Consider the following 16,512-nt stretch of genomic DNA (forward strand, 5'->3'; position numbering starts at 1 on the left):
TTACCTCTTTCTTATAATTTGTGTGCAAACAGACAGCGAAGCGAGGTTTTCTCGATCTCTGCCTCGATAAATTCACCGATTTTGATATCGTCACCGCGTACGCAGACAAGCAGGTTGCCCTCGGTACGCGCAGTAAACGGATATTCCGGTCCTTTGGCATTGCCGTCTACAAGCAGCCGCAGCTTTTTGCTCTGATACGCCGCCTGCTTTTCAGCAACGATTTCATCCTGCGCCTTGAGCAGTCGCTCGAAGCGGCGCTGCTTGTCCTGCTGTGTTGCGTTATCCTCATAAGAGGCCGCGGGCGTACCCGCGCGGGGCGAATACAGAAACGTAAACAGCAGGTCAAACCGGGTATCCTGCACCAGCTTTAAGGTGTCCTCGAAATTCTCTTCCGTTTCGCCCGGGAAACCGACGATAATATCGCTCGACAGCGTAATATCCGGCATTTTCGATCGTGCGTCCGCAATCAGCGATTTGTAGTGCTCTGCCGTGTAGCGGCGGTTCATACGGTGTAGGATCTCATCGCTGCCAGACTGGAACGGCAGATGCAGCTGCTTTGCAACCTTATCGCACTCTGCCATAGCAGAAAACAGTTTGGAAGACGCATCCTTCGGATGGCTGGTCATAAACCGTAGCCAGAAATCGCCGGGCACGGCGTTGAGACGGCGCAGAAGATCGGCAAAATCCACGTCAATGCCAAGGTCCTTGCCGTAGGAGTTGACGTTCTGCCCGAGCAGAGTAATCTCCTTATAGCCTGCATCGACCAGCTCGCGCAGTTCCTTTTCGATTTCCTCCGGTCGGCGGCTGCGCTCTCTGCCTCGCACATACGGCACGATGCAGTAGGTGCAGAAGTTGTTGCAGCCATACATGATGGACAGCCACGCCTTCGCGCCCTTGGCACGCAGCACCGGCAGGCCTTCGGCGATATCGTCCTCGCCGCCGATGTCAAATACACGTTTTTTCTCGGTCAGCACGCGGTACAGCAACGACGGAAACCGCCAGAGCGCATGCGTGCCGAACAGCAGGTTGACCTGCGGATAGCTTTTCTTGATCTTCTCGACGTTCTTCTCCTGCTGGGCCATGCAGCCGCACATTGCAATAACAATGCCCGGCCGCTCCTTTTTCAGATGGCGGAGTGCGCCGACGTTGCCGAACGCACGATCCTCGGCATGCTCACGCACAGCACAGGTGTTGAACAGGATAAAATCTGCCTCGTCGGGCGTATCGGTCATTTCGTAGCCCATTTCGGACAGCATGCCGCGGATACGCTCGGTATCCGCCTCGTTCTGCTGGCAGCCGAACGTATGCGTATAGGCTTTTGGGCGCTTGTCCCCCAACAGGCGGGCTACTGCGTCAATATAGGTAAACTGCGATTGCAGCTGTTCTTCGGAAACATTCTGGGTTGCCATGAAACTCTCCTTTTATCGAAATGGAGTGCCGTCAGCGGTGAACACATTCATGCGGTGGTATGCGCTGAACGGGATCTCGTACTGCGGCAGATACTGCCGGATGGCACGGGTCAGGTATTCCGGGCTCATGTTGTTGTTGCCGGCCGCGGTGGTGACAACGGCTGTCACCTCGTCCGGGCCGTCGGTGACAGTCAGATCGCGCATCAGCTCACGCATATTGACCGTCTTTTCGCCGCGCTTGGAGCGCTTGACGATCTCGACCACCGGGCGGCGGAACAGATTGCGCGCATCGTCGGCAAAGCCCTTGGGCGTACCATCCTCAAAACCCCATGTGATGCGGTACTGCGACCATTCAATCGAACCGACCTTCATGCCGCCGTCGGCAAGCGGGTAAATCTCGATTGCACGCAGGCCCTCGGGAAATACGTCATTGAGCGCTTCTACCGCGTTTTCCGGTACGGCTTCCGCCGTTATATTGAAATCCAGAAATTCGCACTCGCCGGAGTAGCCGGTCGAGAGCGGCAGCGCCACCGAAACGTAGGCGTGCTGGTTGAAGCCCTCGGTAAACCACAGCGGCATTTGACAGCGCGCCATCGAGCGCTGCATGGCGTGCATGAGATCAAGGTGGGAGATATACTTGGCGCGTCCCTCCTTGGCAAACTTCATTCTTGCCTTAAACATGGCACTTGCCTCCCTTCAGCAGTGCGCTTGCACCGCAGCCGGCACACTGGTGCATACAGTCCGGCGTGATAGCCGCTTCGCGGGAACGCTCCCACTCACGCTTGAGGTGCTCTTTGCGCGTGCCGCAGCCGATGTGATCCCACGGAAAGATCTCGTCCATCGGGCGCTGACGGGATGCGTAGAACGCGGGATCCAGTCCGCAGTCGCGAAACGCCTGCATCCACTTGTCGAAATCAAAGCACTGATCCCAGCCATCCATCTTGCAGCCGCGCTGCCACGCCAGCAGAATCGCCTTGCCCTGACGGCGGTCGCCGCGTGCAATAACGCCCTCGAGTACCGAGGTCTCAGCGTCATGCCAGTTGTAGGTGACATTCTTGGTTTTCATGACCACCTTGAGATGCGCCTGCTTCTCGCGGAACTGCTCGAGCGTGTCCTGCGCGTCCCACTGGAACGGGGTCTGCGGCTTGGGCACAAAGCACGAAGCCGACGCTGTGATACGCACGCCGCGCGCACGGTTGGGCGTGTTCTCACGCCAGCAATAGGCGACCTTTTTGCAAATGTCGGAAATGCCGTCCAGATCCTCGTAGGTCTCGGTCGGCAGACCCATCATAAAGTACAGCTTGACATTATTCCAACCGCCCTGAAAGGCAATCTCGCAGGCATGGAGCACGTCCTCCTCGCGGATGTTCTTGTTGATAACATCGCGCAGGCGCTGCGTACCGGCTTCACATGCGAACGTCAGGCCGCTTTTGCGGGTTTTCTGTACGCGCTCCATCAGTTCGGCGGAAAAGCTGTCCGCACGAAGAGACGGCAGTGACAGACTGATATGACGTGGCTCACAATAGTCGAGCATGCACTCGGTCAGACCGGACAGCTCACCGTAGTCGCTCGTAGACAGCGAGGACAGAGAGATTTCCTCGTAACCGGAGTTCTTGAGCACCGCCTGCGCCTGCTTGAGCAGCACTTCCTTGGACTTGGTACGCAGCGGACGATAAGTGTGACCGGCCTGACAGAATCGGCAGCCGCGTGGACAGCCGCGGAACAGCTCGATCATCGCACGGTCGAACACGATGTCGGTCGAAGGCACAACAAAGGACTCCGGATAGTACATGGTATCCAGATCCTTGACGATGCGCTTCTGCACGAGAGCCGGTGCACTGTGCGTCGGTGTGACGCTCTCGATTGTGCCGTCCTCGTGATACTTGACTTCGTACAGCGAAGGTACATACATGCCCTCGATCTGTGCTGCCGCAATCAGAAATTCCTGCTTAGACCAGCCTTCGCGCTTGGCCTTGCGGTACAGATCGGTAAACTCCAACATGATCTCCTCGCCGTCGCCGATCATGAACAGGTCAACAAAGTCAGCGAGCGGCTCCGGATTGTAGGCACACGGACCGCCGCAGGCTACAATATGCTTGAGTTCGGTGCGGTCCTTTGCCAGCACCGGAATACCGCCGAGATCCAGCATATTCAGAATGTTGGAAAACGACAGCTCATACTGCAGCGTAAAAGCGATAATATCAAAGTCCGACAACGGGTCACCGCTCTCCAGACCGTACAGCGGCAGCCCTGCCTCGCGCATTTCGGCCTCCATGTCAATCCATGGCGCGCAGACGCGTTCGCACCAGATGCCCTTCTGGTCGTTGAGCAGACCGTACAGGATACGCGAACCGAGGTGAGACATGGCAACCTCATAGGTATCCGGAAAACAGAACGCAAATCGCAGATCGATGTTCTTTTTATCTTTCATCACCGAGCCCCATTCACCGCCGACGTAGCGTGCCGGCTTCTGTACACGGGACAAAATGGCTTCCATCTTTTTATGCAAGACGTATTCCTCCATTTTCATTCATACAGATTATTGTATCATATCCTTCCGAAAAAAACCATACCGTTTTTGACCGTTTTCGCGCAGAAAGTACATGAAACAAAAAAATAAACGCGAAGAAAGCTTTTACACTTCCTTCGCGTTTTGCTTATTCCTCCGGAATTTCCGGCTTGCTGCCGAGCAGTCGAGTCGTATTGAACACGGTCAGCACCGTGAGTACAGCATCGACGATAACTGCCATCCACATCTGCGCCAGACCGATCAGCGCCAGTACAGCAAGCACCAGCTTGATGGCGGCCAGCAGTGTCAGATTCTGCATTGCAACTCCGTGTGTAGTCTTGCAGACCTGAACAGCCTCGCCGAGACCGCTCAGATCATTTGCGGTAATCAGTATATTCGCCGCATCCGCTGAATAGCGGGAGCCGCGCGTGCCCATTGCCACACCGACATCGGCCATCTTGAGCTGCTCGATATCGCTTACGCCGTCGCCGACATAGGCGGTCGTGCCGTCTGTCGGAATCGTGCGCATCATAAAGTCCAGCTTCGCTTGCTTTTCCTCGGGCATCAAACCGCAGTGAACGGTGTCGATGCCGGCGGCATTTGCAATTCGCTGAGTTGGTGTCTCAGCGTCACCGGTGATAAGCACCGTGCGCTCAACACCCTGATCCTTGATCTTTTTGATCGCGTCAGCAGCGGACGGACGAACCGTATCCTCCAATTCAATCACACCGATGTGCTCCCCTTCACAGGCGATGTAAACAACCGTGCCGTCGATATCCGGCAAGCCCTTGACACCGCGGGAGACCATCAGCTTGCGGTTGCCTACCAGCAGAACGTGATCACCGATACGGGCGCGCACGCCACGGCCCGGGAATTCCTCAAATTCCTCGATCTTTGGCAGTTTTTCCTGGCATGCACTTGCGATTGCGCGCGCAATCGGATGCTGTGAAAGCTGCTCGGCTGCTGCGGCAAGTGCCAGACAGTTCTTTTCGGAAAACTCTTGTGTGGGATAAATCTTTTTAATCTGCAGATTGCCGGTGGTCACTGTGCCGGTCTTGTTGAACACGACCAGACGCAGGTCTGCAGTCCGTTCCATCGCTTCGCTGCCCTTCATGTGAACGCCTTCACTCTCAAGTCGGCCGCCGCCGCATACAAAAGCAAGCGGTACAGCCAGCGCCAGTGCGGTTGGACAGCAGGCGATGAGAAGCGTCAGTCCGCGATACACCCAGCCGGTCATATCTGAACCGGGCATGAACAGCGGCGGAAGTGCGGCTGCCAGTACGGCAATGACGATCACAACCGGAACCAGACGCTTGGCATTACGCTGCGCACTGTTTTCCAACGCTGCCTTGTGTTCGGCGGCCGCATTCTGTACACGGCGAATCTGACGAACCGCGCAGTCTTCATAGCGCGAGATCACACGAATCAGCATCAGAGAGCCGTTATACCGGCTGCCTGCCAGCACACGCGTGTTCTTATCAACTGCCATCGGCACGTTTTCACCGGTAAGCACGCTGTCATCTACCGTGCCGTCTCCGCGAAGTACAACGCCGTCAATCGGTACGCGCTCACCCGAGTGTACCAGAACCAGCTCGCCCAGACGGATATCTGCCAGCGGAACCTGACGCTGTTCGCCCTTCATGTTGACGACCGTTGCCTTTTCCGGCATGAAATCGTGCTGCTGCGGCAATGCCTGATAGGTGGATGATAGAACGATATCACCTGCAATTTTGCCAATCTCAAACAGGATGAGCACGATCGTTGCTTCTGCACGGCTGCCGAGCGCGAATGCGCCGATGGATGCCATTAGCACGAGCAGATATTCATCGAAAAATGAACCGTGTGTCAGATTGGTCAGCACATGCGCTGCAATCGGCAGCGCTGTGATCAAAAACGCCAACAGGCAGAGCGGCAATGCCGCGCTCGAACCTCCCATCGCGATTCCGGCCACAAGAACAATTGCCGCGGCAGCCAGCCGTGCGCCTGTGCTCTGCATATCCAACCGTGTCATCGGCTGATAGGTCACTTCAGCGCCTTCCTGTATACGGCGTGCATTTTCTCGCCGCAGACGGGTCTGCTCACGCCGACGCATTTTCGCCCGGTACTGTGCCTTCTGCACGAAATTCATACCGGTGGTATCGTCCGCGTCCTCCGGAGCTTCGATTACTGACGGTTCCGGCTTCTTTTCCTCCGGCTTTTTTTCATCCTTTGGTTTAGGCTTCTCCTTAGGTGCGGATTTTGCCTGTTCCTTTTTCTCCGCCTTGTCCTTTTCATGGTTTTTCAGTTTTTCTTTTAGCTTCTGCAGCCTGTCCGACTTTTCCTCTACGATAGGCTCGAACTCCGCTTCCTGCGATTGTTCTTCCTCAGGAAGCTCGTCCTCTATACCTTCGTCGTCAAATTCCGGTTCATCCCAGTCGCCCTCGTCTTCAGCCTCATTCGGCGAATCTTCTTCTTCGTCAAATTCGTCTTCCGAATCTTCCGGCGATTCCTCAGCTGCGTCTGATTCCTCCGAGGGCTTTGCAGGCTCAGCTGCCGCCGCTTCCTCGGGCGGCGTTTCCGCCTCCGGAGATTCGCTTACACTTTGGTGCGATGTATCGGCTTCCGGTTCAGTCTCCGGCTGCTCCGCATTCTTGTCCGGCGGCTCAGGCTCGCCGGGCGGCGCTGATTCTTCTTTTTCAGGCGGTTTTTTGTTCTCTTCGGGTTTAGGCTTTTCCGGAGCGGCAAACAGCTGCGCTACTGCCGAATTTTCCAGATCCGCTAAAATCGAATCGACCTGTGCTAAAATATCTTCCGCCGTTGTCTGGTCCTTCTTCTGTTCCGAATCAGGGCGGTTATTTTCGCTCATTCCGTTTATCCCTCCTGCACGTGCGCGATTCCCTGTGCCAAAATGGTCTGAATATGATCATCGCACAGCGCATAGTATACTGTTTTTCCGTTTTTCCGACTCTTGACCAGCCGCGCCTGCTTCAAAAAACGAAGCTGATGCGATATCGCGGACTGGCTCATGTTCAGCAGCGATGCAATATCACAGACACACAGCTCCGCGGACACAAGCGCCGCCAGTATCCGCAAGCGGGTCTTGTCGGAAAACGCTTTGAAAAAATCTGATGCGGCTGTAGTGATCTCCTCTGCCGGCATTGCGCTGCGCGCTGCCATAACTGCATCTGTATGGACGATATACTCCTCGCAGCACTCCAGTTCTGCGTCTGTATGCTTTGCCGACAATTTGATCCCTCCCGCAATATGTGCATATCTATTCAACTTATGATAACATTCCAGTCCACTTCTGTCAAGAATCGAGTCGGACACAAATGACAATTTTGCATGCAAAAAAGTCCTGCAGGCCGGATACGGTCTGCAGGACTTGAACGTAATTTTTACTTTTCGGGCTGTTCGCGCTTCGGATCGGTCATAACTTCCTTGAATGAGGTTGCCAGACCCGCAAGGCTCTGAATCTCGCTCGGGATAATGATTTTAGTTGCCTTGCCGTCAGCGGCGTTGCTGAATGCCTCGAGGGATTTCAGCTTGATAACCTGCTCTGTCGGTGCCGCTTCATTCAGCAGATTGATGGAGTCTGCCAGTGCTTTCTGCACGGTAAGCAGCGCTTCTGCTTCACCTTCGGCCTCCTTGATCTTGGCAAGGCGATTCGCCTCTGCAGCAAGAACGGTTGCTTCCTTTTCGCCTTCAGCCACCAGAATCGCGGACTGCTTTTTACCTTCCGCTACCAGAATGGACTCGCGGCGTTCGCGCTCGGCCTTCATCTGCTTCTCCATAGATTCCTGAATGGCAGCCGGCGGAATGATGTTCTTCAGCTCCACGCGGTTTACCTTAATGCCCCAGTCATCGGTCGCTTCATCGAGAATGGAGCGCATTTTGGTGTTGATGATATCGCGGCTGGTCAGCGTCTGGTCAAGCTCGAGATCACCGATGATGTTTCGCAGTGTGGTTGCAGTCAGATTTTCAATTGCTGCCATCGGGCTTTCGATACCGTATGCAAACAGCTTCGGGTCGGTGATCTGGAAGTACACGACCGTGTCGATCTGCATGGTTACGTTATCCTTGGTGATAACCGGCTGCGGCGGGAAATCGACTACCTGCTCCTTGAGGGTTACCTTGCGGGCAATGCGCTCAAACAGCGGCACCTTGAAATGCAGGCCGGTGCTCCATGTGTCGCGGTAGGTACCGAGACGCTCGATAACATACGCCTTCGCCTGCGGCACGATCACGATATTGCTTGCAATGAACGCGATGAGCAGAACAATCAACACAATCCAGATGATGGGTACAATAATATAATCCATAATAACGCTCCTTTACAGTTGGTTCGGTTTTACAATCGCCTTGACGCCACGAATCTCCACAACCGTGACTCTTGTCCCGATTGCAATTTGCGCGTCAGTCGTACTGCGGGCTGTCCAGATCTTTCCGTTGATTTTTACCGCACCGGTCTCCAGAACATTGTCAATCGGTTCGGTAACAACGGCAGTCTGTCCGATGATACGATCTGCGTTGGTCGCCTGCTGCCGGCTGCCGAGAAAACGGCGGCAGAGCGGACGCATCAGTACAAGCAGCAGCGCGGAGAACACGATGAACACAATCCACTGCCCCATCAGTCCGACTGAAAGGCTGGCTGCAATGAGTGCCGCGACACCGCCGGCAGCGAACCAGATGCCGCACAATGTGAGTGTAAACGCCTCTACCGCTACACTGATGATAATGACAGCCAGCCAGATATACAGGCTGTCAATTCCAAACATCATAAACTATCCCCTCCTTTGGCAACAGTATAGCATGTGCATACGAAAAAGTACAGCAAAACCCGATCAAATTTCCGGCTAATCTTTGCATATTGCACAAAATGTCGAATAAAACAAAATCCGCTCGAACCGTGCAGTACAGTTCGAGCGGGAAATCTTCAAAAAATCAGCGGGTCATGCAGCGCGAGACGTATCAGCCAAATTGCGATATCCAGCACGATAACGCTCCACAGCAGCATGCGCTCGAGGTTTTTGAAGCCGAAAAGCGGCTTTTTGCCAAACAGCACGTACAAAACGACCGGCGGCAGCACGAAAACCATCGGCTGAAACCGCAGTGCTGTACGAAAGTCCAGTCGGAGCAGAGCGGCAAGTGCACGGCTCAGTCCACAGCCGGGACACGGCACGCCGGTCAAGTATTTGATCGGACAGTTCCAGCCGAACAGCAGCGCCAAGGCATATGCCAACGCACCCAGTATCAGCAGCACGAGCAGGCCGTTCAGACCGCGCCGAAAGCGCTCCGGCATCAGCCCTTGTAGGTCTCGCGGAACTCAAGGAACTCGTCATAGGTGCATTCCTTGTCCAGAACGCCCTTTTCACGAATTTCGATAATACGGGTCGCGATGGTCTGCACGAACTCGTGGTCGTGGGAAGCAAACAGCACGGTGCCCTTGAAATCACGAACGCCGTTGTTGACTGCGGTGATGGATTCCAGATCGAGGTGGTTGGTCGGCTGGTCGATGACGAGCACGTTCGAGCCGAACAGCATCATGCGCGCCAGCATCAGGCGAACCTTCTCACCGCCGGACAGTACGCGAACCGGCTTGTAAACATCGTCGCCGGAGAACAGCATACGGCCGAGGAAGCCGCGCAACGTGGATTCCAGTGTATCCGTGCGGGAATACGGTGCGATCCAGTCGAGCATGTTTTCCTCGTGGCCCTCGAAGAACTCGTTGTTGTCCTTCGGGAAATAGCTCTGCGAGGTGGTAACGCCCCACTTGAAGCTGCCCTCATCCGGTTTCATCTCACCCATAAGAATCTGGAACAGCGTAGTCATTGCCAGCTCGTTATCCGAGATGAACGCAATCTTGTCACCGCGGCGCACGATGAAAGATACGTTGTCGAGCACCTTCTCGCCGTCGATGGTCTTGGAGATGCCGCGCACCTCGAGAATGTCCTTGCCTGCCTCACGGTCCGCGTCAAACGCTACCCACGGGTAACGGCGGGACGAAGCCGGCATTTCCTCGACGGACAGCTTGTCGATCAGCTTGCGGCGGCTGGTCGCCTGACGGGACTTGGACTTGTTTGCCGCAAAACGCTGAATGAAGTTCTGCAGTTCCTTGATCTTTTCCTCATTCTTGCGGTTCTGGTCCTTGATCATGCGCTGAACCAGCTGAGAGGACTCATACCAGAACTCGTAGTTGCCGACATACAGCTTGATCTTGCCGTAGTCGATATCAACGATATGGGTACATACGTTATTCAGGAAGTGACGGTCATGCGATACAACGAGGACGGTGCCCTCAAAATCGGCAAGGAAGTCCTCCAGCCAGCGGACTGCCTGAATGTCCAGATGGTTGGTAGGCTCGTCCAGCAGCAGAATATCCGGCTTGCCGAACAACGCACGCGCCAGCAGCACCTTGACCTTCTCGACGTCACCGAGGTTCTTCATTTCGGTGTACAGGATGGCATCTGCATCCAGGCCCAAACCGTTCAGCAGCTGACTGGCCTCCGTCTCAGCGTCCCAGCCACCCATTTCGGCAAACTCGGACTCGAGCTCGGCAGCCTTGTTGCCATCCTCCTCGGTGAACGGGTCCTTCATATAGAGCGCATCCTTTTCGCGCATGACCTCGAGCAGACGCTCGTTGCCGCCGAGAACCGTGTTGAGCACAGTCTCCTCGTTGAAGGCAAAGTGGTCCTGCTTGAGTACGCTCATACGGGTCTTGGGCGCAATCGAAACCGTGCCGGTGGACGGGTCCAGATCGCCGGACAGAATGCGCAGGAAGGTAGACTTGCCTGCACCGTTTGCACCGATAACACCGTAGCAGTTGCCCTGGGTAAATTTCAGGTTTACATCTTTGAACAGCGGCTCGCCGCTGAAGTTTAAGCTAAGATCGCTGATATTGATCATGAAAGAGATTCCTCCCGCATTATTTTTCAATTAGAATCAGTATACCACACAAACCGCTGTTTTCACAGATAATTTACAGATGCAGCCGCATTTTTGTTCATGTTGTCTTGAAACAGCACCCAGAATGCTATATACTATATTTATAAATATCAATCCCTATTTGTTTCAGGAGGTTTTTCCTATGTCTAACCTGATGGAAGTTATCAAGTCCCGCCGCTCTACGCGCGCGTTCAAGTCCGAGCTGCCGCCGAAGGATCAGATCATGCAGATTGTTGAAGCTGCTGAATGGGCGCCTTCCGGCATGGGCAAGTACCTGTGGCACTTTACCGTGATTTACAATGCAGAGAAGTCGCTCAAGCTGGCTCGTGCCGTTGCTGAGGCAGACAATCGCGGTCCGGAGTACAATTTCTACGGTGCACCGGTCAACATTATCATTTCCTACAAGCGGGATGAGCACCACGCTCTGGTAGACGGCGCTGCTGCAATGGAGAATCTGCTGCTGATGGCTACCGAGCTTGGCCTCGGCTCCTGCTGGATCAACCAGCTGCGCGAGACCTGCGACGTGCCCGAGGTTCGTGCACTGCTGACCGAGTACGGCGTACCGGAGGACCACATTGTTGTCTGCTCCGCAGCCATCGGCTACATCGAGAAGGAAACGCCGGCAAAGCCGCGTCATGAGGGCTTAGTTTCGATTACCGAATAATCGAAACAATGGAAAATTGAGAATTGAAAATGCCGCTATTCTTGCGTGCATTAAATCATTCGGCTGTGCCAAATACCTTAATTTTCAATTCATTAGCGACGAAAGGAGCTAATATCATGGATGAGAAGATTGCTAAATTAAAAGAGTGGATCGACGGCAGCGACAACATTGTCTTTTTCGGCGGTGCAGGCGTATCGACCGAGAGCGGCATTCCGGATTTCCGCTCGGTGGACGGTCTATACAACCAGCAGTACAAGTACCCGCCGGAGACCATTCTCAGCCACACGTTCTTTTTGAGCGAAACCGAGGAGTTTTATCGCTTCTATCGGGCGAAAATGCTGGCTCTTGATGCAAAGCCGAATGCGGCTCACCTCAAGCTGGCCGAGTGGGAACGCGAGGGCAAGTGCCGTGCCGTTGTAACGCAGAACATCGACGGTCTGCACCAGAAGGCAGGCTCGAAGGAAGTGCTTGAGCTGCACGGCTCAGTACTGCGTAACTACTGTATGCGCTGCCGCAAGCCATATCCGGTTGAGGATATCGCCAAAGGCACCGGCATTCCGCGATGCTCCTGCGGCGGCATTATCAAGCCAGATGTCGTGCTGTACGAGGAGGGACTCGACAGCTACACGATCAACAAGAGCGTAGACTACATCTCCAAGGCTGATATTCTGATTATCGGCGGCACATCGCTGGCTGTGTATCCGGCCGCTGGTCTGATCGACTATTACCGCGGCAATAAGCTGGTTTTGGTCAATAAGTCCCCTACTCCTGCGGATCGCCGTGCTGATCTGGTCATTCACGCGCCAATCGGCGAGGTTTTCTCGCAGCTGTAAAAATAAAGCTCCCTTTTCCGGTTATATAAACTGCAAACCGAAAAAGGGGGTATTATGCCGATTGATAAAATTGCACTCATTTTTGCCATCATCAAGGGATGAAACTGCTGTACAGATAGGAAAAGACCCGCTTTCAGCGGGTCTTTTCTCGTCAATAAGAGATAAAATAGGAATACGCGATATTCAGCTTAGTTGAATGCCTGCTCGAGGTCAGCCAGAATATCATTGATATTCTCGGTGCCAATGGACAGACGGATGGTGCCCTGATGGATACCCTGATCCTCCAGTTCCTCTGCGGTCAGCTGCGAGTGAGTGGTGGTTGCCGGATGGATGACCAGGCTCTTAACGTCAGCAACATTTGCCAACAGAGAAAAGATCTGCAGCTTGTCAATGAACTTAAATGCTGCTTCCTTTCCGCCCTTGATATCGAAGGTGAAGATAGATGCGCCGCCGTTCGGGAAGTACTTCTCGTACAGAGCATGATCCGGGTGGTTCGGCAGAGACGGATGGTTCACATGCTCAACCTGCGGGTGATTGGTCAGGAACTCAACGACCTTCTTGGTGTTCTCAACGTGACGCTCGATACGCAGAGACAGAGTCTCAGTGCCCTGCAGCAGCAAAAATGCGTTGAACGGAGAAATGGTAGCACCAGTATCACGCAGCAGGATAGCGCGGATGTAGGTTACGAAAGCAGCAGGACCGACTGCATCTGCAAAAGAGATGCCGTGATAACTCGGGTTCGGCTCAGCAATCGGTGCATACTTGCCGGATGCCTTCCAGTCGAACTTGCCGGAATCAACAATGATGCCGCCGAGGGTCGTGCCGTGGCCGCCGATGAACTTGGTAGCAGAGTGAACAACGATATCAGCGCCGTACTCAATCGGACGGATGAGGTACGGGGTACCGAAAGTGTTGTCGATTACGAGCGGCAGACCGTGCTTGTGCGCAATCTTTGCGATAGCCTCGATATCCGGAATATCGGAATTCGGGTTGCCGAGAGTCTCGATGTAAACCGCCTTAGTATTGTCCTTGATAGCGCCTTCCAGTTCTTCCAGATTGTGTGCATCAACGAAAGTGGTCTCAACGCCGAACTGCGGCAGAGTATGTGCCAGCAGATTGTAGCTGCCGCCGTAGATGGTCTTCTGTGCTACGATGTGGTCGCCGGCCTGAGCAAGTGCCTGAATGGTGTAGGTAATCGCTGCGGCGCCGGAAGCGGTAGCCAGAGCGGCAACACCGCCCTCGAGTGCTGCAATGCGCTTCTCGAACACATCCTGCGTGGAATTGGTCAGACGGCCGTAGATATTGCCTGCGTCAGCCAGACCGAAACGGTCTGCCGCGTGCTGGCTGTCATGGAAAACGTAAGAAGTGGTCTGGTAGATCGGAACTGCACGGGAATCGGTAACCGGATCAGCGGTCTCCTGACCGATGTGCAGCTGCTTGGTTTCAAAGGACCAGTTTTCGGTATTCTTGATAGTTGCCATGATAATAATCTCCTTTTTATATACATGTTTGAAGTGATTGATTCGTTTCGTGTACTAAAAAGAAGGATCACATTCGCCCAAATCGGAAATTCGAGCGGAGCAGCTTTTCAAAGTAGTATCGCATAACCGCGTCTCCTAAATTCATATTATTTCACTGGGATTGCTATGATTATACTAAACTCCCCCTCTTCTGTCAACCCTTTCCGACAAACTTTTTCATTCCGGCAAATTGCCCAATTTCCGATGGCTCAATTTCTACACTTTCGATAGGTTATTGGTGGTGTTTTCTGTTCTCCATCCAAATAAAAGAAAACCGCCGCACAGGGATTGTGCAGCGGTTTTGATGATCAATGTTCAGCAGCGAAAAAATCAGAACTCGATCTTCTTTGCGATATAAGCAGCAACTTCCTCGATCTTGATGCGCTCCTGCTCCATCGTATCACGGTCACGAACGGTTACGCAGCCGTCCTGCTCGGTCTCGAAATCGACGGTTACGCAGTACGGTGTACCGATCTCGTCCTCACGGCGATAGCGCTTACCGATAGAGCCTGCATCGTCAAAATCAACAGAGAACTGCTTAGCCAGCTCCTGCCAGATCGGCATGGCCTTGTCGGTCAGCTTCTTGGACAGCGGCAGTACAGCAGCCTTGAACGGTGCCAGAGCCGGATGCAGACGCAGAACGGTACGAACATCGTCCTTACCGTTCTTGTCCTGACCTACGACTTCCTCGTCGTAAGCGTCGCACAGGAAGGCCAGTGCAACACGGTCAGCACCAAGCGAAGGCTCGATAACATACGGAATATACTTCTCATTTGCTTCCTGATCGAAGTATTCCATCGAAACACCCGAGGTGTTCTGATGCTGGGTCAGGTCGAAATTGGTGCGGTCTGCAATGCCCCACAGCTCGCCCCAGCCAAACGGGAACATAAACTCGATATCGGTGGTAGCGTTGGAGTAGTGAGACAGCTCCTCCGGATCGTGGTCGCGCAGACGCAGGTTCTCGTCCTTCATGCCGAGAGACAGCAGGAAGTTGTGGCAGTAATCCTTCCAGTACTTGAACCACTCAAGGTCGGTGCCCGGCTTGCAGAAGAACTCCAGTTCCATCTGCTCAAACTCGCGGGTACGGAAGGTGAAGTTACCCGGGGTAATCTCGTTGCGGAAGGACTTGCCCACCTGACCAACGCCGAACGGAATCTTCTTACGGGTGGTGCGCTGGATATTCTGGAAGTTTACGAAGATGCCCTGTGCGGTCTCCGGACGCAGATACAGCTCGTTCTTCGCGTTCTCGGTAACGCCCTGGAAGGTCTTGAACATCAGATTGAACTGACGGATGTCGGTCCAGTTGTGCTTGCCGCAGGTCGGGCATGCGATCTCATGCTCGTCGATGAATGCCTTCATCTCAGCCTGGCTGAGTGCGTCAACACTCTTGCCGAGATCGTAGTTGTTCTCAGCACACCAGTCCTCAATTACCTTGTCGGCACGGAAACGCTCCTTACACTCCTTGCAGTCCATCAGCGGGTCAGAGAAGCCGCCAACATGACCAGAAGCAACCCAGGTCATCGGGTTCATCAGGATCGCGGAGTCAAGACCTACATTGTACTGGCTCTCCTGCACAAATTTCTTGCGCCATGCTGCCTTGACGTTGTTCTTGAACTCAACGCCGAGCGGACCGTAGTCCCAGGTGTTTGCAAGACCGCCGTAAATCTCCGAGCCGGAGTATACGAAGCCGCGGCCCTTGCAAAGCGCTACGATCTTTTCCATTGTTTTTTCGCTGTTTTTCATGTTAAATTCTCCTTTTGGCACAGCTGGCTGCTGCACGCTGTTTTTGCTTTGCACCCGAAAAAAGTGCTTGACATGAAATTATTCTACCGTTATAATTAATAATTGTCAAGGGTAGTTTAGCGAATTAAACGAATAGAGTTTGGTTTGATCGGTAAATCGCTTGCAAAAAGTTGACATTTGGGCGTTTAGCGCAGTTGCAAGCAGTGCGGAAAGCAGTCTCCGTCTTCCCTGTTCAGTTGAGTTTGGTCAAAACACTTTTCTTGACAACATATATTCGGGCTTGTAGCTCAGTTTGGGAGAGCGTTCGGTTCGCATCCGAGAGGTCGAGGGTTCGATCCCCTTCAAGTCCACCATAATGCGAAGATACGAACTCTTTTTCGTAGTTCGGAATGTTTTCGCGTTAGCCATCAGAATAGAGCACACCTGATTGCGGGTGTGCTCTTTTTCTTTGCCCTCATCTCTGTTATAATAAAAACATAGGATTGGAGGAAATATGAATGGATTCCAGAAAAATTCTGGTCAGTGAGAAATACCTGCACTTCAAAAACAAACTATATCAGGTTCTTGCCATCGCCACGCACACAGAAACCGGCGAATCGCTGGTAATTTATCAGGCACTCTACGGCGATTTCAAAATTTATGCGCGACCGTATGATATGTTCGCCTCCGAAGTGGATCGTGAGAAGTACCCTGATGTTACGCAGCGTTTTCGCTTTGCTCATGTAGTCTTTGATGGAGATACGCCGAAGCCAACCGAATAAAAACAGCCCCTCTGAGAGCCGGTATAAAACCAGTTCCCATAGGGGTTTCGCTTTACTTCTCCATAGCCTTCGCCAGCTTCTTCACGAGCTCCTCGCCGTACTGATACCGCAGCAGGTACTCGATGGTCTGCTCCTTCAGACCGGCAAGC

The 16,512-nt window shown here is 53.6% G+C and carries 14 protein-coding genes and 1 tRNA gene; 4 read left to right on the forward strand and 11 right to left on the reverse strand.

The features are described 5' to 3' along the window. Positions 1 to 11: 11 nt before the first annotated feature. The 9 genes from miaB to PGY33_RS06900 all read right to left on the reverse strand — a co-directional run bounded on the left by miaB (position 12) and on the right by PGY33_RS06900 (position 10,803). On the reverse strand, positions 12 to 1,409 hold the full coding sequence (gene miaB, locus PGY33_RS06860) for a tRNA (N6-isopentenyl adenosine(37)-C2)-methylthiotransferase MiaB (RefSeq protein WP_118480099.1): 1,398 nt from the start codon (positions 1,407 to 1,409) through the stop codon (positions 12 to 14). Between the two features lie 12 nt (positions 1,410 to 1,421). Then, the gene (locus tag PGY33_RS06865; protein WP_118480101.1) at positions 1,422 to 2,090 is read right to left on the reverse strand and encodes a TIGR03936 family radical SAM-associated protein; all 669 of its coding nucleotides are present in this window, start codon (positions 2,088 to 2,090) and stop codon (positions 1,422 to 1,424) included. After that, on the reverse strand, positions 2,083 to 3,933 hold the full coding sequence (locus PGY33_RS06870; RefSeq protein WP_118480267.1) for a TIGR03960 family B12-binding radical SAM protein: 1,851 nt from the start codon (positions 3,931 to 3,933) through the stop codon (positions 2,083 to 2,085). Before PGY33_RS06870 ends, PGY33_RS06865 begins: the two co-directional genes overlap by 8 nt. 133 nt (positions 3,934 to 4,066) lie before the next feature. Next, positions 4,067 to 6,763, reverse strand: coding sequence for a heavy metal translocating P-type ATPase (locus tag PGY33_RS06875; RefSeq protein WP_118480103.1), 2,697 nt, complete (start codon positions 6,761 to 6,763; stop codon positions 4,067 to 4,069). Positions 6,764 to 6,768: 5 nt separating this feature from the next. Beyond that, positions 6,769 to 7,143, reverse strand: coding sequence for an ArsR/SmtB family transcription factor (locus PGY33_RS06880; RefSeq protein WP_442861226.1), 375 nt, complete (start codon positions 7,141 to 7,143; stop codon positions 6,769 to 6,771). A 152-nt stretch (positions 7,144 to 7,295) separates the two neighbouring features. Further along, positions 7,296 to 8,219, reverse strand: a complete 924-nt coding sequence (locus tag PGY33_RS06885) for an SPFH domain-containing protein (RefSeq protein ID WP_117488011.1) — start codon at positions 8,217 to 8,219, stop codon at positions 7,296 to 7,298. A gap of 12 nt (positions 8,220 to 8,231) precedes the next feature. Further along, positions 8,232 to 8,678, reverse strand: a complete 447-nt coding sequence (locus tag PGY33_RS06890; RefSeq protein ID WP_270477855.1) for an NfeD family protein — start codon at positions 8,676 to 8,678, stop codon at positions 8,232 to 8,234. Positions 8,679 to 8,833: 155 nt separating this feature from the next. Continuing rightward, positions 8,834 to 9,199, reverse strand: a complete 366-nt coding sequence (locus PGY33_RS06895; RefSeq protein WP_270477856.1) for a DUF2752 domain-containing protein — start codon at positions 9,197 to 9,199, stop codon at positions 8,834 to 8,836. Next, positions 9,199 to 10,803: an ABC-F family ATP-binding cassette domain-containing protein gene (locus PGY33_RS06900; protein ID WP_118359433.1), complete on the reverse strand. Its 1,605-nt coding sequence runs from the start codon at positions 10,801 to 10,803 to the stop codon at positions 9,199 to 9,201. The genes PGY33_RS06895 and PGY33_RS06900 overlap by 1 nt, the downstream gene beginning before the upstream one ends. Before the next feature lie 181 nt (positions 10,804 to 10,984). Between PGY33_RS06900 and PGY33_RS06905 the strand changes: the two genes are divergently transcribed. Both PGY33_RS06905 and PGY33_RS06910 read left to right on the forward strand, forming a co-directional pair. After that, positions 10,985 to 11,506, forward strand: a complete 522-nt coding sequence (locus tag PGY33_RS06905; protein ID WP_117488007.1) for a nitroreductase family protein — start codon at positions 10,985 to 10,987, stop codon at positions 11,504 to 11,506. 116 nt (positions 11,507 to 11,622) lie between these two features. Then, positions 11,623 to 12,339, forward strand: a complete 717-nt coding sequence (locus PGY33_RS06910; protein ID WP_110436758.1) for an NAD-dependent protein deacylase — start codon at positions 11,623 to 11,625, stop codon at positions 12,337 to 12,339. A 188-nt stretch (positions 12,340 to 12,527) separates the two neighbouring features. Here the strand turns inward: PGY33_RS06910 and PGY33_RS06915 are convergent, their stop codons facing one another. Together PGY33_RS06915 and PGY33_RS06920 are read right to left on the reverse strand one after the other, a co-directional pair. Then, positions 12,528 to 13,820, reverse strand: a complete 1,293-nt coding sequence (locus tag PGY33_RS06915; RefSeq protein ID WP_117488003.1) for an O-acetylhomoserine aminocarboxypropyltransferase/cysteine synthase family protein — start codon at positions 13,818 to 13,820, stop codon at positions 12,528 to 12,530. 369 nt (positions 13,821 to 14,189) lie between these two features. After that, positions 14,190 to 15,602: a glycine--tRNA ligase gene (locus PGY33_RS06920; RefSeq protein ID WP_110436756.1), complete on the reverse strand. Its 1,413-nt coding sequence runs from the start codon at positions 15,600 to 15,602 to the stop codon at positions 14,190 to 14,192. Between the two features lie 276 nt (positions 15,603 to 15,878). Here PGY33_RS06920 and PGY33_RS06925 point away from each other — a divergent pair. Next, a tRNA-Ala gene (locus tag PGY33_RS06925) sits at positions 15,879 to 15,955 on the forward strand. Positions 15,956 to 16,099: 144 nt separating this feature from the next. Beyond that, complete coding sequence (locus PGY33_RS06930) at positions 16,100 to 16,363, forward strand: DUF1653 domain-containing protein (RefSeq protein WP_118480116.1); 264 nt, start codon at positions 16,100 to 16,102, stop codon at positions 16,361 to 16,363. Positions 16,364 to 16,512 lie beyond the last annotated feature (149 nt).

Origin of the sequence: Butyricicoccus sp. AF18-9LB (assembly GCF_027684505.1) — a bacterium.
GTDB classification, from domain to species: Bacteria; Bacillota; Clostridia; order Oscillospirales; family Butyricicoccaceae; genus Agathobaculum; species Agathobaculum butyriciproducens.